This is a genomic window from Cupriavidus sp. D39 (genome assembly GCF_026627925.1).
Lineage (GTDB): Bacteria > Pseudomonadota > Gammaproteobacteria > Burkholderiales > Burkholderiaceae > Cupriavidus > Cupriavidus ulmosensis.
The window spans coordinates 2173157-2194330 of the sequence record NZ_JAPNLE010000009.1 but is presented as its reverse complement, the minus strand read 5'-3'; the positions used below and the strand labels follow the sequence as shown (position 1 = coordinate 2194330).

The following is a 21174-nucleotide window of genomic DNA, read 5'->3' as shown; positions in this document are numbered from 1 at the left end:
TCGCCAAGAAAGTAGGCAAAGAAGGCGACCCGGATGGGGCGAAAGACTCCTCGTCGGCAGGCAAAAAGAGCGGCCGGTGGCCAAACTCACATCGCCTTAAGGCGATGCTCAGACATGGCCCCCTCTTTTCCGCTCATTTTGCCTGCCGACGAGGCGCCCCATAACGGGAGTTGAAAACCTTCACGGCTCGCTGCGCATCGCGCTGGTGTGTTCCCCGCCTTGGGGCGGGTCACACGGATTGAACCGATCTTGTGCAGGTTTGGTGGTTTAGTCCACCTTGGCGCCCGACACCTTGACGATCTGCGCGTACTTCTTCAGCTCGCGGTGCACCAGCGCTGCGAACTGGTCCGGCGTGGTTGGTGCCGGCTGGGCGCCGATGCGGGCGAGCTTGGCCTTCATGTCGTCGGTCTTGAGAATGGCGACGATCTCGTGGTTGAGGCGGTCGACGATCTCTTTCGGGGTGTTGGCCGGGGCGAACACGCCGAACCAGGTGGAGATGTCGAAGCCTTCCAGGCCGAGCCCCTTGCCGGCTTCGGCAATGGTGGGCAGCTCGGGCAGGGCGGCGGCGCGGGTGGCGGTGGTGACGGCGAAGGCCTTGAGCTTGCCGGCCTTGATGTTGGCCGAGGCCGAGGCCAGGTTGTCGAAGATCATGTCGGTCTGGCCCGACAGCACCGACAGCTGCGCGGGCGAGGCGCCGTTGTAGGGAATGTGGACCATGCTGACCTTGGCCATGCTCTTGAACAGCTCGCCCGACAAATGTCCCGCGCTGCCGTTGCCGCCCGAGGCGTAGTCCAGCTTGCCGGGGTTCTTGCGCGCGTATTCCACCAGCTCCCGCACATTGTTGATATGCAGCTCGGCGGCCTTGCCGGGGTGCATGACCAGCACGTTGGGCACGTCGGCCACCAGCGTGATCGGGCTGAAGTCCTTCACCGGGTCGTACGGCATCTTGGCGAATAGGCTGGGGTTGATGGCGTGGGTGGCCACGGCGCCCATCACGATGGTGTAGCCGTCCGCGGGCTGCTTGGCCACGTAGTCGGCGCCAATATTGCCGCCGGCGCCCGGGCGGTTTTCCACCACCACGGGCTGGCCCAGGCTGTCCTTGAGCTTGTCGCCGATGGCGCGCGCCACGGTGTCCAGCGGGCCGCCGGCCGGGTAGGGCACGACGAACTTGAGCGGCTTGGTCGGGTAGGGGCGGCTGCGGCGGCAGGCGAGGTGCTAAAGGCGGCAAAGGTGCCGATGGCGGGCAGGGCAGCGGCGAGCAACGCCGCGGCGAGTTTTTCTTGAGCATGAAGATGCGTCGGGTTGGATTGGGAATCTGGGCGCGCCAGGCGCCCTTGGGCCGCCTGGCGGCGAAGGCTCTGCGGCCTATTTCATGCCGATGCCGCGCGCCATCATCACCGCGCACAGCGGCAGCAGGATCAGCAGGTGGGCCTGGATCATGACCCAGCGCCGCGCGGACTTCAGCTCGGCGGGCATTGGCACGAAGTCCGGCAGGCTGCGCACCTGGCGGCGCCAGCGCTGGATGGCGAAGGTGGGTGGCAGCGAGCACAAGGCGATCACCACGAACACGGTGATCTTGGCGTGGAACCACGGGTTGTGCAGGTAGAACTGGGCGCCCTTGGCGCCGTAGAACAGCCGCAGCAGGCCGGTTGCCAGCACCGCCATGGCAGTGAGGAAGTAGAGCAGGTCGTAGACCGACAGGCGCTTGAGCACGGGCGGCGTGATGCCCGGGCGCAGCACGAGCGCTTCGGCGGTCATCAAGGTGATCAGCAGGAAGATGAAGGCGTAGTGCAGGAAGGCCAGCAGGGCGTCGGTCAGCATCCAAACTCCTCTTGTGGTTGGGCATGCGCCGTACGCCGGCGCACGCGGGGTCAGGGTTCTTGCTTTTTCGCTACGGCAACGGCTAAGGCAAACAACTACCACTACAAAGTTCAGCTTGCCGCCCGCGCGCCGCCCCTACGGGCACAGGCGGCAAGCGCCTTACAGCACGCCCTTGGCGCGCAGCGCGGCGATCTGCTCCGGCGTGTAGCCCAGCATGCCGCCGAGCACCGCGTCGGTGTGTTCGCCCAGCAGCGGCGGGTGGCGCACGGCCTCGGGCGGCGTCGCGCTCATCTTGATCGGGCTGCCCACCAGCTTGACCTCGCCGGCGCTGGGGTGCGGCAGGTCCACGCGCAGGCCGCGGGCCTTGACCTGGGCATCCTCGAACACGTCGTCCAGCGTATTGATCGGGCCGCACGGCACGCCGGCGGCTTCCAGGTCCAGGATCCACTGGGCGCGGGTGCGTGGCTTGACCATCTCGGCCAGGATCGGCACCAGCACGTCTCGATGCGCAACCCGCTGCGGGTTGGTGGCAAAGCGCGGGTCGGCCGACAGCTCGGGCCGGCCGCCGGCATCGACGAACTTGCGGAACTGGCCGTCGTTGCCCACCGCCACGATGATCCAGCCGTCGGCGGCCTGGAAGGTCTGGTAGGGGACGATATTGGGATGGGCGTTGCCCCAGCGCTTGGGCGCCACGCCGCTGGCCAGGTAGTTGGTGTTCATGTTGGCCAGCATGGCCACCTGCACGTCGAGCAGGGCCATGTCGATGTACTGGCCTTCGCCGGTGCGCTCGCGGTGGGCCAGGGCGGCCAGCACGGCAATGGTGGCGTACTGGCCGGTCATCAGATCGGAGATGGCCACGCCGGCCTTCTGCGGGCCGCCGCCGGGCAGGTCGTCGCGCTCGCCGGTCAGGCTCATGAAGCCGCCCATGCCCTGGATGATGAAATCGTAGCCCGGGCGCGCCGCGTAGGGGCCGGTCTGGCCGAAACCGGTCACCGAGCAATAGATCAGGCCGGGCTTGATTGCCTTGAGCGAGTCGTAGTCCAGCCCGTACTTCTTCAACTGGCCGACCTTGTAGTTTTCCAGCACCACATCGCTCTGGGCGGCCAGCGCGCGCACCAGCTCCTGGCCTTCGGGCGTGCTGATATCGCAGGTGACGGAGCGCTTGTTGCGGTTGGCGGCCAGGTAGTAGGCGGCTTCCGCGGTATCGCGGCCTTCGCCGTCCTGCAGCCAGGGCGGGCCCCAGGTGCGGGTGTCGTCGCCGGCGCCGGGGCGCTCGATCTTGATCACGTCGGCGCCGAAGTCGGCAAGGTTCTGGGCGCACCATGGCCCGGCGAGAACACGGGTCAGGTCGAGGACGCGGAGGTGGCTTAAAGCTCCCATGGGGTGTCAGGCGGATCCGGCAAGGTGGGCGAGGGAAGGCCGGGCGGCCCCGCCGTCTGGTCTGGGTGGCGGCTTGCGGGGCAATCGGAGGCTGGCGCGAAACCAGGCTCGGGGGCGTCCGGCGGGGACAGGCAGCACTTTACCACCGGCAAGCCGCCGGGAGCACATCGCGGCCGGCCCGGATCGCGGCGGGGCGCGGTGTTGCAGGCGGCGCGCGACGAATCCCCGGCGGACTGCCGCGCCGTCAGGCTTCCCCGTATAATCAATGGTTTGCAAATCCATCTTGACCGACAGCGCCCTGCCACGCCGTGGGACGCCCTGCCCAGAACATGAAAGTCTCCGACATCCGCAGCAAGTTCCTGCAGTACTTCGAATCGAAGGGCCATACCGTGGTCCGCTCGTCCAGCCTGGTGCCGGGGAACGATCCGACGTTGCTGTTTACCAATTCCGGCATGGTGCAGTTCAAGGACGTGTTCCTGGGCACCGACAAGCGCCCCTACACCCGCGCAACGTCCTCGCAGCGCTCGGTGCGCGCCGGCGGCAAGCACAACGACCTGGAGAACGTGGGTTACACAGCGCGTCACCACACCTTCTTTGAAATGCTCGGCAACTTCTCGTTTGGCGACTATTTCAAGCGCGAGGCGATCCAGTACGCGTGGGAGCTGCTGACCAAGGTCTATCAGCTGCCCGCCGAGAAGCTGTGGGTCACGGTATACGCGGAAGACGATGAGGCTTATGACATCTGGGCCAAGGAAGTCGGCGTGCCGCCCGAGCGCATCGTGCGCATCGGCGACAACAAGGGCGCGCGCTACGCCTCGGACAACTTCTGGCAGATGGCCGACACCGGCCCCTGCGGCCCGTGCTCGGAGATTTTCTACGACCACGGACCCGAAGTGTGGGGCGGCCCCCGGGTTCTCCCGAGGAAGACGGCGACCGCTACATCGAGATCTGGAACCTGGTGTTCATGCAGTTCAACCGGGACGAGCAAGGCAACATGCCGCGCCTGCCCAAGCCCTGCGTCGACACCGGCATGGGCCTGGAGCGCATCGCCGCGGTGCTGCAGCACGTGCACAGCAACTATGAGATCGACCTGTTCCAGGCACTGATCAAGGGTGCTGCGCGCGAGACCCATACCGACAACCTCAACCAGAATTCGCTCAAGGTCATCGCCGACCATATTCGCGCCTGCGCCTTCCTGATTGTCGACGGCGTGATCCCCGGCAATGAAGGCCGCGGCTACGTGCTGCGCCGTATCATCCGCCGTGCCATCCGCCACGGCTACAAGCTGGGCCAGAAGACGCCGTTCTTCCACAAGCTGGTGGCCGACCTGGTGGCGCAGATGGGCGAAGCCTATCCGGAGCTGGCCGAGGCCGAGTCGCGCGTGGTGGAAGTGCTCAAGGCCGAGGAAGAACGCTTCTTCGAGACCATCGAGAACGGCATGTCCATCCTCGAGGGCGCGCTGGCCGACATCAAGCTCAAGGGCGGCAAGGTGCTCGACGGCGAACTCGCCTTCAAGCTGCACGACACCTTCGGCTTCCCGCTCGACCTGACGCAGGACGTGTGCCGCGAGCAGGAAATCAGCGTCGACGAGGCCGCTTTCGACGCGGCCATGAATCGCCAGCGCGAGCAGGCCTCGTGCCGCCGGCAAGTTCAAGATGGCGGCCGGCCTGGAGTACAAGGGCGACAAGACCACCTTCCACGGCTACGAGAAGCTGGGCGTGGACGGCGCGAAGATCGCCGCGCTGTATGTGGACGGCGCGTCCGTCGATACCATGCAGCCCGGCCAGACCGGCGTGATCGTGCTGGATAACACGCCGTTCTACGCCGAGTCCGGCGGCCAGGCCGGCGACCAGGGCGAGCTCAAGAGCGGCAGCGCCGTGTTCGCCGTGGTCGATACCACCAAGGTGCAGGCCGATGTGTTCGGCCACCAGGGCACCCTGGCTGGCGGCGCGCTCGAGGTGGGCGACAGCGTCACCGCGCAGGTGGATGCGCAACGCCGCGCGCGCACCGTGCGCAACCACTCGGCCACCCACCTGATGCACAAGGCACTGCGTGAAGTGCTGGGCAGCCACGTGCAGCAGAAGGGCTCGCTGGTCGACGCCGACAAGACCCGCTTCGACTTCTCGCACAACGCGCCGATGACCGACGAGCAGATCCGTCGCGTCGAGGAAATCGTCAACGCCGAGATCCTGCAGAACGCAGCCACCGGCGCTGAAGTCATGCCGTTCGACGACGCCGTCAAGAGCGGCGCCATGGCGCTGTTCGGCGAGAAGTACGCCGACGACGTGCGCGTGCTGTCGATCGGCAGCTCCAAGGAACTGTGCGGCGGCACCCACGTGACCCGCACCGGCGATATCGGCGTGTTCAAGATCGTGATGGAAGGCGGCGTGGCAGCGGGCATTCGCCGCGTCGAAGCCATCACCGGCGACAACGCGCTGCACTACCTGCAAGCGCTGGACGCCAAGCTGAACGAAGCCGCCGCCGCGCTCAAGGCGCAGCCGTCCGAACTGGTGCCCCGTATCGGGCAGGTGCAGGAGCAGGTGCGCGCGCTGGAGAAGGAACTGGAACGCCTCAAGAGCAAGCTGGCCGCCTCGCAAGGCGACGAGCTGGCGGCGCAAGCCATCGACGTCAAGGGCATCAAGGTGCTGGCCGCCCAGCTCGACGGTGCCGACGTCAAGACGCTGCGCGAGACCATGGACAAGCTGAAAGACAAGCTGGGTACCGCGGCCATCGTGCTGGGCACCGTGGCTGACGGCAAGGTCAGCCTGATCGCCGGCGTGACCGCCGATGCTACCTCCAAGGTCAAGGCCGGCGAGCTGGTCAACTTTGTCGCGCAGCAGGTCGGCGGCAAGGGCGGTGGCCGTCCGGACATGGCGCAAGCTGGCGGCACCGAGCCGGCCAACCTGCCGCAGGCACTGGCAGGTGTCGGCGAGTGGGTCGCGAGCAAGGTCTGATGCTGGGCCAAAACCATCGGCCGGGAATTTGAGTCTCCCTGCTGCTGGATCAAGAAAGGCGCTTCGGCGCCTTTTTCTATGTCTACTGCCGGCTGAGCTTCCCGATCAGCGTCAGGATATCGATCGGCAGCGGAAACACGATGGTCGAGCTCTTGTCCCCGGCAATCTGCGTCAGCGTCTGCAGATAACGCAGTTGCATCGCCTGCGGCTCCCTTGCCAGCATCTGCGCGGCTTCCAGCAGCTTCACCGATGCCTGCAGCTCGCCCTCGGCATGGATCACCTTGGCGCGCCGCTCGCGCTCGGCTTCGGCCTGGCGCGCGATGGCGCGGATCATGGTTTCGTTGAGGTCGACGTGCTTGATCTCCACGTTGGAGACCTTGATGCCCCAGCTATCGGTCTGGGCATCGAGCGCTTTCTGGATGTCGATATTGAGTTGCTCGCGCTCGGCCAGCATCTCGTCGAGCTCATGCTTGCCCAGCACCGAGCGCAACGTGGTCTGCGCCAGCTGGCTGGTGGCCTCGAGGAAGTTCGCCACCTGGATGATGGCGCGCTCCGGGTCGATCACGCGGAAATACACCACCGCATTCACCTTCACCGACACGTTGTCGCGCGAGATCACGTCCTGGGGCGGCACGTCCATCACCACCGTGCGCAAGTCCACGCGCACCATCTGCTGCACCGCCGGGATCAGGATCACCAGCCCCGGCCCTTTCACCTTCCAGAAGCGTCCTAGCATGAACACCACGCCGCGCTCATATTCGCGCAGCACGCGGATGGAGGAAACGATGAGCAGGGCAATGATGAAGACCAGACCGCCTGCGCTGAATCCAAATGCCATGATCATGCTCCTTGGGTGGATGGGGGAATCGGGCCGGCTGTCGTTCCAGACGCGTGGAGGGCGCGCACTTCGAGCAGCAGCCCATTGCGCCCGATGACCAGCACCGGTTCGCCGCGCGCCAGCGGCCGCGCGCTATGTACCCGCCAGCGCTCGCCGCGCACCTCGGCCCAGCCGTCTTCCTGGAGATCGTCCAGGATCACGCCAGGCGTGCCGATCATCGCGTCGCCGCCGTTGATCGCGGGCATGCGCCGCGCGCGCCAGAGCAGCGACCAGACGGCGAACAGGAACACCGCGCTGGCCAGCGCCAGGCTGCCGATCAGCCATAGCGGAATGCCGAAGCCGGGCACATTCGTATCGATCAGCATCACCGCCCCGAAGATAAAGGCGATGATGCCGCCCACGCCCAGCGCGCCAAAGGTGGGCAGGTATAGCTCAGCCACCATGCAGCCGATGCCCAGTGCGATCAGCCCCAGGCCCGCGTAGCTGACGGGCAGCATATGCAGCGCGAACAGCGCCAGCAGCAGGCAGATCGCGCCGCCAATGCCGGGCACCACCATGCCCGGCGTGGAGAACTCGAAGATCAGGCCGTAGATGCCGGCCATCATCAGGATCAGGGCCACGCTGGGATCGGTGATGACCTCCAGGAAGCTGTCGCGCCAGTCGGGCTCCAGCACCTGCACCGGCGCGTGCGCCGTGCGCAGCACGCGGTCCACGCCGGCGGCCTGGATGTGCTTGCCGTCCACGGCGCGCAGCAGTGCGGGCAGGTCGGGCGCGATCAGGTCCGCGACCTTCTGCTCGACCGCCTCGCTCGCCGACAGGCTGACCGCCTCGCGCACCGCGCGTTCGCCCCACTCGGCATTGCGCCCGCGCAATTGCGCCAGGCCGCGGATATAGGCCGAGGCGTCGTGCATCTGCTTGCGCTCCATGGTGTCCTGCGGCGGCGTGCCGGCAGGGGCCGAGGCCGGGGTCGCCTCCGGCTTCTGCGGCCCGCCGATGCCGATCTGCACCGGGCTGGCGGCGCCCAGGTTGGTGCCGGGCGCCATCGCGGCGATATGGCTCGCGTAGAGGATGTAGGTGCCGGCGCTGGCCGCGCGCGCGCCGCCCGGATAGACATAGCTCGCCACCGGTACCGGTGAGGCCAGGATGCCCTGGATGATCTCGCGCATCGACAGGTCCAGCCCGCCCGGGGTGTCCATTTCCAGCACGATCAGCTGCGCGCCGGCATCGCGCGCGCGGGCCATGCCACGCTCGATAAAGCTGGCGCTGGCCGGGCCGATCGCGCCTTTGAGCGGAATGACGAAGACGGGGGGATGGCGCCGGCGGACGTGGGCGCGCTCGCCTGCGCATTGGCGGGCGTGGCGGGGACCAGCGGTGTTGCCACCAAGGCAACGAGGGCCAGCCAGAAGGCCGCGGCAAGCCATCGCGGGAGCATCGGGACATGCTTCATGACAGTGACGCCGGCACGTGGAGTGCAAACGCGGCGCCACTTCCAGTGTAGGCGACCGGGCACATCTTGCTGGCGCGGCACCAGCCGATGGGACTCAGGCCGCCGCTGCCAGCCCGGACGGGGCCACCCTGAATGTGTTGGCCAACGCGCCCAGCGCGGTGTTGGCCATGGCCGGATGCCAGGCCAGCAGCGTGGTGACCTGGCCCGCCGGACCGAGGTCATGGAGGCTGATCTTGGGCAGGTCGCGGTACAGCCCAAGTACCGAGCGCGGCACAATCGCCACGCCAATGCCGGCTGCGGCGCAGGCAATGATGGCGTGATACGAGCCCAGCTCCAGCACCCGGCGCGGCGGGCTGCCGCTGGCGCCAAACCAGGCTTCGAGCCGACCGCGGTAATTGCATCCGGACTCGAACGACAGCATGGTGCGGGTTTCCAGGTCGGCCGCACTGTGGATGGGGGCATGGCGCTCGCGCGCGATCAGCACCAGCTCTTCCTCGAACGCCGGCAGCGACGCCAGCGCCGGGTCGTCCAGCGGCTGCGCCACGAAGGCACAGTCCACCTCGAAGCGCGCCAGCGCCTGCAAAGCCTGGCGCGTGGGGCAGGTCACCAGCTCTAGCTGTACGTCCGGCCACGCCTGGTGATAGGCGGCCAGCACGGCGGGCAAGCGGCTGGCCGCCGTGCTCTCCATCGAGGCGATGCACAGCCGGCCTTGCGGCTTGGCCGGCAGCACCGCCTGGCGGGCTTCCTCGGCCAGGTCCAGCACGCGCCGGGCGTAGTCGAACAAGGTCTGGCCGGCCGGAGTCAGCACCATGCGCTTGCCGTCACGCAGGAACAGCTCGACGCCGAGCGAGGCCTCCAGCTGGCGGATGCGGGTGGTGACATTGGACTGCACGCGGTGCAGGCGGGTGGCGGCGCGGGTGATGCCGCCTTCCTCCACCACGGAGCGGAAGATTTCCAGGGAAGCCAGGTCCATTGCGGTCCCCTTGCAGGGTGTGATGATGAAGTGACGGCGAACGGATGGCGAAGTGATGACGAACAAACAATCATCTCGGGAAAAGATGATTGAGTTCTCAATTATTCATTTTTCGGTTCGCGGATCCGAGCGTAGCATGCGCCTATGAAATCCACATCCACACTGTCGTCCCGCGACGCCGCCGCGCCGGCGCAGGCACAGCCCGGCGTCTGGGCCGTGGCCCTGGCGGGGCTGGTGGCGCTGGGCGTGGCAATGGGCGTTGGCCGCTTCGCCTTTACGCCGCTGCTGCCCATGCTGCTGCACGACGGCAGCGTCACGCTGGGCGAGGGCGGCTGGCTGGCCACGCTGAACTACCTGGGCTACTTCGCCGGCGCCGCTGCCTGCCTGTTCATCCGGCCCGACCCGGCGCGCATGGTCCGGATTGGCATGGTGGCCACCGTCGTGCTGACGCTTGGCATGGCCGCGCCCGGCGGCATGGCGGCCTGGGGCCTCGCGCGCGCGGCGGCCGGCGTGGCCAGCGCGATGGTCATGGTCTACGGCTCGGCCTGGTGCATGCACCGGCTGGCCGAACTGGGCCGGGCGCCGCTGGGCGGCGTGATCTTTGCGGGCCGGGCATCGGCATCGTCGTCACGGGTGTTTCCGTCTTTACCATGGTGAGCGCCGGCTGGCGCGCCAGTTGGGGCTGGCTGGCCTTCGGCGCGCTGGCGGTGCTGCTGGTCGGCGCGGTCTGGCATGTCTTCACGCCCGCGCCGCGCGGCGTGCACGCTGCCGACCCGGCCGCGCCGGTGCAAGCGGCGCCGCGGCTCAGCCGCGAGACCTGGCTGCTGACGTTTGCCTACGGCCTGGCGGGATTCGGCTACATCATCACCGCCACCTTCCTGCCGGTGATCGCGCGCCAGGCCATGCCGGGCTCGCTGTGGGCCGACCTGTTCTGGCCCATCTTCGGCGTGGGGGTGACCATTGGCGCCTTCGTCGCCTCGCGCGTCAGCACGGAGCGCGACAATCGCCGCCTGCTGGCCTTTACCTATGTGATGCAGGCAATTGGCGTGGCCATCGCGGTGGTCTGGCCAACGGTGGCGGGGTTCGCGCTCAGCAGCATGCTGGCCGGATTGCCGTTCAATGCCCTGGTGTCGTTCGCCATGCGCGAGGCGCGGCGGCTGTGGGGCGCGCAGGCGCAGCGCCTGATGGGCCTGATGACCGCCAGCTACGGCCTCGGCCAGATCGTCGGGCCGCCTCTGGCCACGGCGCTGGTGGCGCGCACCGGCGGCTTTGCCGCCTCGCTTGGCTGCGCGGTGGCGGCCCTGTTGCTGGGTGGCGCGATCTTCGCCTGGATGAGCCGGCAACAGCGCGGATAACCCGGCCCTTCCACGGCACGCGGGCACGTCCTGACGCCGCTCCTGCCTTGCGCTACAGTATCGCCTTTGCCGCCCCCGGCGCCGGTAGGCTGAACCGGCGCGCGAGACACGCGCGGCGCAGGAGCCGAACATGTCCTTTGCCTTGCAGCCCGCCCGTGCCGCGGGCCCCATTCACCCCGTCACGCAAGCCGAGTCGCGCATGCGCCTCGACCTGGCGGCGGCTTACCGCCTGTGCGCCTTGCAGGGTTGGGACGACCTCATCTACACGCATATCTCGGCCGCCGTGCCGGATGAGCCCGATCACTTCCTGATCAACCCGTTCGGCTTTGCCTTCGACGAGATCCGCGCCAGCGACCTGGTCAAGATCAATGGCCGCGGCGAGGTGGTGGGCGACAGCACGCATGCGGTCAACGTCACCGGCTTCGCGCTGCATGGCGCGGTGCATGCCGCACGCCCCGATGCGGTGTGCGTGATGCACCTGCACAACAGCGCCGGCGTGTCGGTATCGGCCCAGGCCTGCGGCCTGCTGGCGCTCTCGCAGCACGCCTTGCGCTTCTATGGCCGGCTGGCCTATCACGACTACGAAGGCCTGGCGTTCACGCCTGCCGAGGGCGCGCGGCTAACCGCGTCGCTCGGCCAGCATCCCGCCATGCTGCTGCGCAACCATGGCACGCTGACCGTGGGCCGGACCGTGGCCGAGGCCTACGTGCTGATGGCGACGCTCATCAAGGCCTGCGAGATCCAGCTTGGCGCGCAGGCCGGCGGGCAGGTCGTGCAGCCGCCGCACGCGCTGGCGCAACGGGCTTCCGAGCAGCTTGACGACGGCGGCGCCGTCGAGGGCGAACTGGAATGGCCGTCGCTGTTGCGCAAACTCGATAGAATCGATGCTTCGTACCGCGATTGACCTTAACGGGTGCTGGCAGATCCATCCGCGCATCGCCAGGGCAATCCGCCACGGACAACGAAAACCAAAACGACAACAGGAAACAGGAAACAAGCCATGCCGACTTACCACGTAGAACTTTTCGAAGGCCGCACCATCGAGCAAAAGCGCAAGCTGGTCGAGGAAGTCACCCGCGTCACCTGCGAGACGCTAGGCTGCTCGGCCTCGGCCGTGGATATCATCATCACCGACATCAAGCGCGAGAACTGGTCCACCGGCGGCCAGCTGTGGGCTGACAAGAAGTAAGCGGCTACGCAACAGACAGCCTCAGACCAAAACCCGCCCCGGGCCAAAGGCCACAAGCCCCGACGCCCACGGCACGCGTCTCGCCACCGCCACGGATCTCCCGATGCAGCATTTCGCCTCCGACAACTACGCCGGCTTCTGTCCGGAATCGCTCAAGTATTTCCTCGAAGCCAACGGCAGCGGCCACGAGCAGGCCTATGGCGACGATTCGTGGACGCAAAAAGTCTGCGACCGGATCCGCGACCTGTTCCAGACCGATTGCGAAGTGTTCTTCGTCTTCAACGGCACCGCGGCGAACTCGCTGGCGCTGTCCGCGCTGTGCCAGTCCTACCATTCGGTGATCTGCCATGAACTGGCGCATATCGAGACCGACGAGTGTGGCGGCCCGGAGTTTTTCTCCAACGGCTCCAAGCTGCTGACCGCGCCGGGCGCCAACGGCAAGCTCACGCCCGATGCGGTGGAAGCGCTGGTGACGCGCCGCTCGGACATTCACTATCCCAAGCCCAAGGTGGTGTCGCTGACGCAGTCGACCGAGGTTGGCACCGTGTACACGGTGGAAGAGGTGCGTGCCATTGCTGCCATCGCCAAGCGCCGCCAGTTGCGGGTGCATATGGACGGCGCGCGCTTTGCCAATGCGGTGGCGTCACTCGGCGTGCATCCGTCGGAGATCACCTGGCGCGCGGGGGTGGACGTGCTGTGCTTTGGCGGCACCAAGAACGGCCTGCCGGTTGGCGAGGCGGTGGTGTTTTTCGACCGCAAGCTGGCCGAGGACTTTGCGTACCGTGTCAAGCAGGCCGGGCAACTGGCTTCCAAGATGCGCTTTATCTCGGCGCCCTGGCTGGGCCTGCTCGAGAACGATGTGTGGCTCGGCAACGCCCGCCATGCAAATGCCATGGCGCAGTTGCTGCACCAGCGCATCGCCAGCATCCCTGGCGTGCGCATCATGTTTCCGACCGAGTCCAACGCCGTCTTTGCCGAGCTGCCGTTGCCGGCCATCGAGGCGCTGCGTGCCAAGGGCTGGCGCTTTTATACCTTTATCGGTGCCGGTGGCTGCCGCTTCATGTGCTCGTGGGACCTGCAGCCGGAAACCGTCGAGGCGCTGGCTGCGGATATGCGCGCGGCCTGCGGCGCGTGAACGCCGCCGCGCTTATAAAATGACAACATAACAAGACTACAAAGACAGGAGCTCCCGCATGGCCGTCTACCGATATTGTCCGCAATGTGGTTCGCCGCTGGAATTGCTGCCGCATTCCGGCCGCGAGCGCGATGCTTGCATCCAGCCAGAGTGCGGCTTTGTCCACTGGAACAACCCGCTGCCCGTGCTGGCCGCGGTGGTGGAATATGAAGGCAAGCTGCTGCTGGCGCGCAACGCCGCGTGGCCAGAAAAAATGTTCGCGCTGGTGACCGGCTTCATGGAGCGCGACGAGACGCCGGAGCAGGGCGTGGCGCGGGAGCTGAAGGAAGAAACCAACCTGGACGCGCACTCGGTATCGCTGATCGGCGTGTACGAGTTCATGCGCAAGAACGAGCTGATCATCGCCTACCATGTGCAGGCGAGCGGCACGATCGCGTTGTCGGAAGAACTGGTCGACTACAAGCTGGTGGCGCCCGAGGACATGCGCATCTGGTCGGCGGGCACGGGCTTTGCGGTGGCGGACTGGCTTGCCTCGCGTGGCCATCCGGTGCGCTTCTTCGATCGCCAGACCGGCGAGGACATTCCTGACCCGCGCCGGCGCGATGGCCTGGGGCAACCGGGCATTTCGCTACAATACCGGCGATAGTCATCAGTCATGGGTGCGACAGCGACAGGCATGGTCCCAACGGCCATGGCGGCCCTGCGCGACCAGAACCAAGGAAGAGAGGAATGGAGTTCCAGAAAGAAGTGGATGCGCGCGGCCTGAACTGCCCGCTGCCGATCCTGCGTACCAAGAAGGCGCTGGCCGACATGCCCAGCGGCGATGTTCTCAAGATTCTCGCCACCGATCCCGGCGCCACGCGGGATTTCCAGGCGTTTGCCAAGCAGACCGGCAACGAGCTGCTGTCGCACCAGGAAGTGGACAAGGTGTTCGTGTTCTATATGCGCCGGCGTTAAAGCCGGCGTCAGTACTGTGGGGGTCGCCCCGCCAATGAAAAAAGCCGCGTTCGTTGGCACGCGAATGCGGACTTGTTCGCCATCCGCGCTGCTTCAATGCAAATTCAACGGCTTAACGTCAAAGTCAAAGGCAGTTTCACCTCCCCTGCGGGAGGCGACCTACTTTCTTGTCTCGCCAAGAAAGTAGGCAAAGAAGGCGACCCGGATGCGGCGAAAGCCTCCTCGTCGGCAAGCCAAAAGAGCGGCCGGGACCCAAACTCACATCGCCTTAGGGCGATGCTCAGACATGGGTCCCTCTTTTCCGCTCTTTTGGCTTGCCGACGAGGCGCCGCATAACGGGAGATTCAAACCTTGACGGCTCGCTTCGCATCGCGCGTGGGTGATTTCCGCCTGGGGGCGCAAATCACGGCTACCACAATTGGTTGATCTTGCCGCCGGTTTGCTCCCCTCTCCCACTTGTGGGAGAGGGGCCGGGGAGAGGGCGGGCGCTCGCACAGAGTGAGGGCGTGCACTTCGTAGTGACTCCCGCCCTCTCCCGCTTGCGGGAGAGGGAGCGCGACAACGTAGATCGACTTTTGTTAGCAAGCTGAAGCCGCGTTTGCGCGGCTTTTTTGTGCTTCAGTCCTTCAGATGTTGTCGGTGCGCGCGCAGGTAGGTGCCGAATTCGTCCATCACCTCCGGGTGCTTGAGCGCAAACTCCACGGTGGCCTTCAGGTAGCCCAGCTTGCTGCCGCAGTCGTAGCGCACGCCCTTGTAGCGGTAGGCCAGCACCTGCTCCTGGCTGAGCAGGGACTGGATCGCATCGGTGAGCTGGAACTCGCCGCCCGCGCCCGGCTTGAGGTTGCGGATATGGTCGAAGATGCGCGGGGTCAGGATGTAGCGGCCAACCACGCCCAGGTTGGACGGTGCGTCCTCGGGTGCGGGCTTCTCGACAATGTCCGACACCTTGATCACGCCTTCCTCCCACTCGCGGCCATCCACCACGCCGTAGGAACGGCTTTGCTCCGGCGCGATCTCTTCCACGCCCAGCACCGAGCAGTTGTAGTGGCCGTACAGGTCCACCATCTGCTTCATGACCGGCGGCTCGCCATCCACCAAGTCATCGGCCAGCATCACGGCGAACGGCGCGTCGCCCACCAGCTTTTCCGCGCACAGCACGGCGTGGCCGAGGCCGAGCGCCTCGGGCTGGCGCACATAGAAGCACTCCACATGCGACGGCTTGATCGAACGCACCAGGGAGAGCAGATCCTGCTTGTTCTTGGCTTCGAGTTCCGCCTCGAGTTCGTAGGCCTTGTCGAAGTGATCCTCGATGGCCCGCTTGGAGCGGCCGGTCACGAAGATCATCTCGGTGATGCCGGCAGCCATGGCTTCTTCCACGGCGTACTGGATCAGGGGTTTGTCGACCACCGGCAGCATTTCCTTCGGGCTTGCCTTGGTAGCCGGCAAAAAACGAGTGCCGAGACCGGCTACCGGGAAGACAGCCTTGGTGACGCGGGTTTCCATATCAGGTTTTCCTTATCATTGCGGTGTACAAAACCCTGCTGGTGATGCAAAGCTCATGCCGGCATTCGCTGTAGTTGATCCTGCAGCTTGACCAGGGTCTGTTCGAAGTCCGACAGACGCTGGGTTTCTTGCGCGACAACAGCGGGGGCCTTGGCGACGAAGCTCTCGTTGGAGAGCTTGCCGCGGCATTTCCCGATTTCGGCGCTGATGCGCTCTACTTCCTTGGACAGGCGCACGCGTTCCGCGGCCACGTCGATTTCGATCTTGAGCAACAGGTGGTTGCCGTCGACGATGGCCACCGGCGCGCCGGCACCTTCAGCCATCAGGGTATTCTGATCTTCGAACACCTTGACCTCGGAAAGTTTCGCCAGCGCCTGCACATAGGCCTGGGCCGACGTCAGGAACGCGCTGTCGCCTTCGGCGTACAGCGGGATGCGCTGGGCCGGCGAGATGTTCATTTCCCCGCGCAGGTTGCGGCAGGTATCGACCACGGCCTTGAGCTGCGCGGTCCATTGCTCGGCGGCCTCGTCGATCTTGGCCATGGCGGGCAGCGGGTAGGCCTGCAGTGCCAGCGTCTCGCTGCCGTCGCCCTTGGCGCGGCCGGCCAGCGGCGCTACCTTCTGCCACAGCTCCTCGGTGATGAAGGGGATGATCGGGTGGGCCAGGCGCAGTACCGTTTCCAGCACACGCAACAGCGTGCGGCGGGTGGCGCGCTGCTGCGCGGGCGTGCCATTCTGGATCTGGACCTTGGCCAGTTCCAGGTACCAGTCGCAGTATTCGTCCCAGACGAACTTGTAGATGGCGCTGGCGATATTGTCGAAGCGGTACTCGGCAAAGCCTTTCTCCACTTCGGCCTCGACGCGCTGCAGCAGCGACACGATCCAGCGGTCCGGCTGCGAGAAGTGCAGGTAGCCGTCGGGGCCGCAGTCATTGGTGCACGGGCCCATGCCGCAGTCGTGCCCTTCGGTGTTCATCAGCACGAAGCGCGTGGCGTTCCACAGCTTGTTGCAGAAATTGCGATAGCCTTCGCAGCGGCCGGTGTCGAAGTTGATATTGCGGCCCAGCGTGGCCAGCGAGGCGAAGGTGAAGCGCAATGCATCCGCACCAAACGCGGGAATGCCCTCGGGGAATTCCTTCTTCGTCTTCTTCTCGATCTTGGGCGCGTCCTTGGGACGGCGCAGGCCGGTGGTGCGTTTCTTGAGCAGGGTGTCGAGGTCGATGCCGTCGATCAGGTCGACCGGGTCCAGGGTGTTGCCCTCGGACTTGCTCATCTTCTTGCCTTCCGAATCCCGCACCAGGCCGTGCACGTACACGGTGTGGAACGGCACCTTTCCGGTGAAATGCTTGGTCATCATGACCATGCGTGCCACCCAGAAGAAAATGATGTCGTAACCGGTAACAAGTGCAGACGACGGCAGAAAATGTTGCAACTCCGGCGTCTCGGCTGGCCAGCCCAGCGACGAGAACGGCACCAGCGCCGACGAGAACCAGGTGTCGAGCACGTCGTCCTCGCGGCGCAGCGGCCCGGTGCTGCCGGCCGCGCGCGCCTGGGCCCGGGCCTCTTCCTCGGTGCGGGCGACAAAGCACTTGCCGGCCTCGTCGTACCAGGCCGGGATCTGGTGGCCCCACCACAGCTGGCGCGAGATGCACCAGTCCTGGATGTTCTCCAGCCACTGGTTGTAGGTGCTGTTCCAGTTATCGGGGATCAGCTTGATCTCGCCGCTCTGCACGGCATCCAGCGCCACTTCGGCGATCGAGCGGCCCGGGTGGAACGTGCCTTCCGGCGCCGGCTTGCTCATGGCGACGAACCACTGGTCGGTCAGCATCGGCTCGATGGCGCTGCCGGTGCGCTCGCTGCGCGGCGTCATCAGCTTGTGCTTCTTGACCTCGGCCAGCAGGCCCTGCGCTTCGAGATCCGCCACGATGCGCGTGCGCGCCTCGAAACGGTCCAGGCCGGCATAGGCCGCGGGCGCGTCGGCGACGATCTTGGCGTCGAGCGTCAGGATGGACAGCTGCGGCAGCTTGTGGCGCTGGCCAACCGCATAGTCGTTGAAATCGTGGGCCGGCGTGACCTTGACCACGCCCGTGCCGAATTCGCGGTCGACGTAGTCGTCGGCGATCACCGGGATATCACGGCCGGTGAGCGGCAGGCGCACGAACTTGCCGATCAGGTGGGCATAGCGCTCGTCTTCCGGGTGCACCATCACGGCCACGTCGCCCAGCATGGTCTCGGGGCGGGTGGTGGCCACCGTCAGGTGGGTCAGGCCGTGCACGGTATCGGCCTCGGCCAGCGGATAGCGGATGTGCCACATCGAGCCTTCTTCCTCGACGTTGTCCACTTCCAGGTCGGACACCGCGGTGCCCAGCACCGGGTCCCAGTTCACCAGGCGCTTGCCGCGGTAGATCAGGCCCTGCTCAAACAGGCGCACGAAGACTTCGGTGACCGCCTTGGACATCTCCGGCGACATCGTGAAGTACTCATGGCTCCAGTCGATCGAGGCGCCCATGCGGCGGATCTGGCGCGTGATGGTCGAGCCGGACTCCTCCTTCCAGGCCCACACCTTCTCGGTGAACTTCTCGCGGCCGAGCTCATGGCGCGACACGCCCTGCGTTTCCAGCTGGCGCTCCACCACGATTTGGGTGGCGATGCCGGCGTGGTCGGTGCCCGGCACCCAGAGGGTGTTGGCGCCGCTCATGCGGGCGTGGCGGGCCAGGCCGTCCATGATGGTCTGGTTGAAGGCATGGCCCATGTGCAGCGTGCCGGTCACATTGGGTGGGGGCAGCTGGATGCAGAAGTCCGGACGGTCCGGGTCGAGGGTCGGCTTCGCGATGCCGCGCTTCTCCCACTCGGGGCCCCACTTGGCCTCAATGGCGGCGGGTTCGAAGCTCTTGGCAAGGGACTGGTCTTGGGCGGTCATGCTCGGATGTCGATGATTACGTCGGATTCTGCGGGCCAGGCGGGCAGGGGCAACGCGCCGGGAAAACGTCAAATTATAGGGGAGGCGGGTGGAGGGTGCGCGATTTCGGCCCGCAGCCGGCGTCGCGGCGTCATTTTGCCGGCGCTTTGCCCTGCCTGAAAGTGCGCGGCTTACCTCTCGCGAGGGGATCCGCCCTTGTTTTGTGGCTTTTCCAACCCGTCGCCGGACGATCCCCGTGTCTGCTAAGCAGGGGCCGCACGGGCACGAGGGGCGCCCCGGTATAATTCGGGCACTCCACAAGGCCTCCCCGATGTCCGACCTGCTTGCCAATCTCAATGCTGAACAACTAGCCGCCGTCACTTTGCCTGACGAGCCGGCGCTGATCCTGGCTGGCGCGGGCAGCGGCAAGACGCGCGTGCTGACCACCCGCATCGCGTGGCTGATCCAGAACGGCCGGGTGTCGCCCGCCGGCCTGCTGGCGGTGACCTTTACCAACAAGGCCGCCAAGGAGATGATGACGCGGCTGACGTCGATGCTGCCGATCAACACGCGCGGCATGTGGATCGGCACCTTCCACGGGCTGTGCAACCGCCTGCTGCGCGCGCATTACCGCGACGCCGGCCTGCCGCAGACCTTCGCCATCCTCGACAGCCAGGACCAGCTCTCCGCGCTCAAGCGCCTGCTCAAGTCGCTCAACGTCGACGACGAGAAGTACCCGGCCAAGAACCTGCAGTACTTCATCAACAACGCCAAGGAGCAAGGCCTGCGCCCGGCCGACGTGGAGGCCAACGACGACTTCAACCGCCGCTTCGTCGACCTCTACGCCGCCTACGACGTGCAGTGCCAGCGCGAAGGCGTGGTCGATTTCGCCGAGCTGCTGCTGCGCTGCTACGAGCTGCTGCGCTACAACGACGCGATCCGCCAGCACTACCAGCACCGCTTTCGCCATGTGCTGGTGGACGAGTTCCAGGACACCAACGTGCTGCAGTACCAGTGGCTCAAGATGCTGGCTGGCTTCGGCACGCAGAATCCCGCCGCGGTGTTCGCGGTGGGCGACGACGACCAGAGCATCTACGCGTTCCGCGGCGCCAATGTCGGCAACATGCGCGACTTCGAGCACGAATTCCGCGTGCGCCACATGATCAAGCTGGAGCAGAACTACCGCTCCCACGGCCACATCCTGGATTCGGCCAACCACCTGATCGCGCACAATTCGCGCCGCCTGGGCAAGAACCTGCGCACCGATGCCGGGCACGGCGAGCCGGTGCGGGTGTACCAGGCCGGCACCGACGGCCAGGAAGCCGGCTGGATCGTCGAGGAAATCCGCGACCTGATCGCGCAGGGCATGAGCCGCTCGGAAATCGCCATCCTCTACCGCAGCAATGCGCAGTCGCGGGTGATCGAGCACGCGCTGTTCTCGGCGAGCATTTCCTATCGCGTGTACGGCGGCCTGCGCTTTTTCGAGCGTGCCGAAGTCAAGCACGCGCTGGCCTACCTGCAGTTGCTGGAAAACCCGCGCAACGACGCCGCCTTCGGCCGCGTGGTGAATTTCCCCACGCGCGGCATTGGCGCGCGCTCGCTGGAATCCCTGCAGGATGCGGCGCGCCAGTACAACTGCTCGCTGGCCGAAGCCGTGGCCTTCGTGCCCGGCAAGGCCGGCAGCACGCTGGGCGCCTTTGTGCGGCTGATCGAGCAGATGCGCGCCGAGACGCGCCGCATGACGCTGCCGGAAACGGTCGAGTACGTGACCAACACCAGCGGCCTGATCACGCACTATCGCGCTGAAAAAGAAGGTCAGGATCGCATCGAGAACTTGCAGGAACTGGTGACGGCCGCGCAGGCGTTCGTGATGGAAGAAGGATTTGGCCTGGACGCGCTGGCCAGCGCGATTCCCGTCGGGCGCGATGGCGCGCAGCCGCTGCCCGCGCTGGCCGAGGGCGACCAGGCCCAGCAGGTGCTGGACCCCGAGGCGCTGCCGGCGGTGATGACCCCGCTGGTGGCCTTCCTCACCCATGCGTCGCTGGAAGCCGGCGACAACCAGGCGCAGGCCGGCCAGGACGCCGTGCAGATGATGACGGTGCACGCGGCCAAGGGGCTGGAGTTCAATGCGGTCTTCATCACCGGGCTGGAAGAAGGGCTGTTCCCGCACGAGAACAGCGCCACCGAAGCCGACGGGCTGGAGGAAGAACGCCGCCTGATGTACGTGGCGATCACGCGTGCGCGCGAGCGGCTCTATCTCTCGTTTGCGCAAAGCCGCGTGCTGCACGGGCAGATGCGCTACCACGTGCGCTCGCGCTTTTTCGAGGAGCTGCCGGAGGAATCGCTCAAGTGGCTGATGCCGCCTGCGCAGGCCTATGGCGGTGGCGGTGGTGGTTCGCAGCGCCGCCAGCAGAACGAGGGCGGCTGGGGCCGCGACTGGTTCAAGCGGCCGGAGGACGTCCCCTACTCGGGCACCCAGCCCACCGGCGGCATGGACACCGGCAACGGCTACGCCGACGCCAAGCGCCAGGCCGGCGCGGGCTTGCGCATCGGCCAGAGCGTGTTCCACAACAAGTTTGGCGAAGGCGTGATCGCCGGGCTGGAAGGCGAGGGCGAGGCCGCCCGCGCCAACATCAAGTTCAAGCGCCACGGCGCCAAATGGCTGATGCTGTCGGTCGCCAAGCTGGACCCGATCGACTGATCGGATGATCGGCTAAGCAACCAG

The 21174-nt window shown here is 66.2% G+C and carries 13 protein-coding genes and 3 pseudogenes; 8 read left to right on the top strand and 8 right to left on the bottom strand.

All coding sequences use genetic code 11. The features are described from left to right. Positions 1-267 precede the first annotated feature (267 nt). The 3 genes and pseudogenes from OMK73_RS22160 to OMK73_RS22150 form a co-directional block, all read right to left on the bottom strand. Positions 268-1238, bottom strand: a pseudogene (locus tag OMK73_RS22160) (tripartite tricarboxylate transporter substrate binding protein). A gap of 127 nt (positions 1239-1365) precedes the next feature. Then, a complete protein-coding gene (locus OMK73_RS22155) occupies positions 1366-1821 on the bottom strand; it encodes a DUF2214 family protein (protein WP_267603949.1) in 456 nt (151 codons plus the stop codon). Between the two features lie 159 nt (positions 1822-1980). Further along, entirely contained in the window at positions 1981-3201 is a 1221-nt protein-coding gene (locus OMK73_RS22150) for a CaiB/BaiF CoA transferase family protein (protein WP_267603948.1), read from the bottom strand. A gap of 329 nt (positions 3202-3530) precedes the next feature. On the opposite strand from OMK73_RS22150, the pseudogene alaS reads away from it, so the two are divergent. After that, positions 3531-6155, top strand: a pseudogene (gene alaS / locus OMK73_RS22145) (alanine--tRNA ligase). A gap of 82 nt (positions 6156-6237) precedes the next feature. Here alaS and OMK73_RS22140 read toward each other — a convergent pair. The 3 genes from OMK73_RS22140 to OMK73_RS22130 all read right to left on the bottom strand — a co-directional run bounded on the left by OMK73_RS22140 (position 6238) and on the right by OMK73_RS22130 (position 9413). Next, complete coding sequence (locus OMK73_RS22140; protein WP_267603947.1) at positions 6238-6993, bottom strand: slipin family protein; 756 nt, start codon at positions 6991-6993, stop codon at positions 6238-6240. 2 nt (positions 6994-6995) lie between these two features. Then, the gene (locus OMK73_RS22135; RefSeq protein ID WP_420715558.1) at positions 6996-8234 is read right to left on the bottom strand and encodes an NfeD family protein; all 1239 of its coding nucleotides are present in this window, start codon (positions 8232-8234) and stop codon (positions 6996-6998) included. 300 nt (positions 8235-8534) lie between these two features. Beyond that, complete coding sequence (locus tag OMK73_RS22130; RefSeq protein WP_267603946.1) at positions 8535-9413, bottom strand: LysR family transcriptional regulator; 879 nt, start codon at positions 9411-9413, stop codon at positions 8535-8537. A gap of 144 nt (positions 9414-9557) precedes the next feature. Here OMK73_RS22130 and OMK73_RS22125 point away from each other — a divergent pair. From OMK73_RS22125 to OMK73_RS22100, 6 genes and pseudogenes are all read left to right on the top strand, one after another. Then, positions 9558-10768 (top strand): annotated as a pseudogene (locus OMK73_RS22125) (YbfB/YjiJ family MFS transporter). Between the two features lie 130 nt (positions 10769-10898). Then, positions 10899-11672, top strand: a complete 774-nt coding sequence (locus OMK73_RS22120) for a class II aldolase/adducin family protein (protein WP_267603945.1) — start codon at positions 10899-10901, stop codon at positions 11670-11672. A 96-nt stretch (positions 11673-11768) separates the two neighbouring features. Further along, a complete protein-coding gene (locus OMK73_RS22115) occupies positions 11769-11957 on the top strand; it encodes a 4-oxalocrotonate tautomerase (RefSeq protein WP_043348354.1) in 189 nt (62 codons plus the stop codon). 103 nt (positions 11958-12060) lie between these two features. Further along, the gene (locus OMK73_RS22110) at positions 12061-13092 is read left to right on the top strand and encodes a threonine aldolase family protein (RefSeq protein WP_267603944.1); all 1032 of its coding nucleotides are present in this window, start codon (positions 12061-12063) and stop codon (positions 13090-13092) included. Positions 13093-13150: 58 nt separating this feature from the next. Further along, complete coding sequence (locus OMK73_RS22105; protein WP_267603943.1) at positions 13151-13738, top strand: NUDIX hydrolase; 588 nt, start codon at positions 13151-13153, stop codon at positions 13736-13738. 83 nt (positions 13739-13821) lie between these two features. Next, positions 13822-14049, top strand: coding sequence for a sulfurtransferase TusA family protein (locus tag OMK73_RS22100; RefSeq protein ID WP_043348346.1), 228 nt, complete (start codon positions 13822-13824; stop codon positions 14047-14049). Between the two features lie 618 nt (positions 14050-14667). Here the strand turns inward: OMK73_RS22100 and galU are convergent. Further along, a complete protein-coding gene (gene galU / locus OMK73_RS22095) occupies positions 14668-15552 on the bottom strand; it encodes a UTP--glucose-1-phosphate uridylyltransferase GalU (protein WP_267603942.1) in 885 nt (294 codons plus the stop codon). A 53-nt stretch (positions 15553-15605) separates the two neighbouring features. Then, positions 15606-18470 (bottom strand): valine--tRNA ligase, encoded by a 2865-nt coding sequence (locus OMK73_RS22090; protein ID WP_267603941.1) that lies wholly within the window; start codon positions 18468-18470, stop codon positions 15606-15608. 310 nt (positions 18471-18780) lie between these two features. On the opposite strand from OMK73_RS22090, the gene OMK73_RS22085 reads away from it, so the two are divergent. Then, positions 18781-21150, top strand: coding sequence for a UvrD-helicase domain-containing protein (locus OMK73_RS22085; RefSeq protein ID WP_267603940.1), 2370 nt, complete (start codon positions 18781-18783; stop codon positions 21148-21150). The last annotated feature ends 24 nt before the right edge of the window (positions 21151-21174 follow it).

Coding starts and splice junctions, on each gene's coding strand:
- OMK73_RS22155 (WP_267603949.1), bottom strand. CDS start 1,821: ATGCTGACCGACGCCCTGCTGGCCTTCCTGCACTACGCCTTCATCTTC.
- OMK73_RS22150 (WP_267603948.1), bottom strand. CDS start 3,201: ATGGGAGCTTTAAGCCACCTCCGCGTCCTCGACCTGACCCGTGTTCTC.
- OMK73_RS22140 (WP_267603947.1), bottom strand. CDS start 6,993: ATGGCATTTGGATTCAGCGCAGGCGGTCTGGTCTTCATCATTGCCCTG.
- OMK73_RS22135 (WP_420715558.1), bottom strand. CDS start 8,234: ATGGCCCGCGCGCGCGATGCCGGCGCGCAGCTGATCGTGCTGGAAATG.
- OMK73_RS22130 (WP_267603946.1), bottom strand. CDS start 9,413: ATGGACCTGGCTTCCCTGGAAATCTTCCGCTCCGTGGTGGAGGAAGGC.
- OMK73_RS22120 (WP_267603945.1), top strand. CDS start 10,899: ATGTCCTTTGCCTTGCAGCCCGCCCGTGCCGCGGGCCCCATTCACCCC.
- OMK73_RS22115 (WP_043348354.1), top strand. CDS start 11,769: ATGCCGACTTACCACGTAGAACTTTTCGAAGGCCGCACCATCGAGCAA.
- OMK73_RS22110 (WP_267603944.1), top strand. CDS start 12,061: ATGCAGCATTTCGCCTCCGACAACTACGCCGGCTTCTGTCCGGAATCG.
- OMK73_RS22105 (WP_267603943.1), top strand. CDS start 13,151: ATGGCCGTCTACCGATATTGTCCGCAATGTGGTTCGCCGCTGGAATTG.
- OMK73_RS22100 (WP_043348346.1), top strand. CDS start 13,822: ATGGAGTTCCAGAAAGAAGTGGATGCGCGCGGCCTGAACTGCCCGCTG.
- galU (WP_267603942.1), bottom strand. CDS start 15,552: ATGGAAACCCGCGTCACCAAGGCTGTCTTCCCGGTAGCCGGTCTCGGC.
- OMK73_RS22090 (WP_267603941.1), bottom strand. CDS start 18,470: ATGACCGCCCAAGACCAGTCCCTTGCCAAGAGCTTCGAACCCGCCGCC.
- OMK73_RS22085 (WP_267603940.1), top strand. CDS start 18,781: ATGTCCGACCTGCTTGCCAATCTCAATGCTGAACAACTAGCCGCCGTC.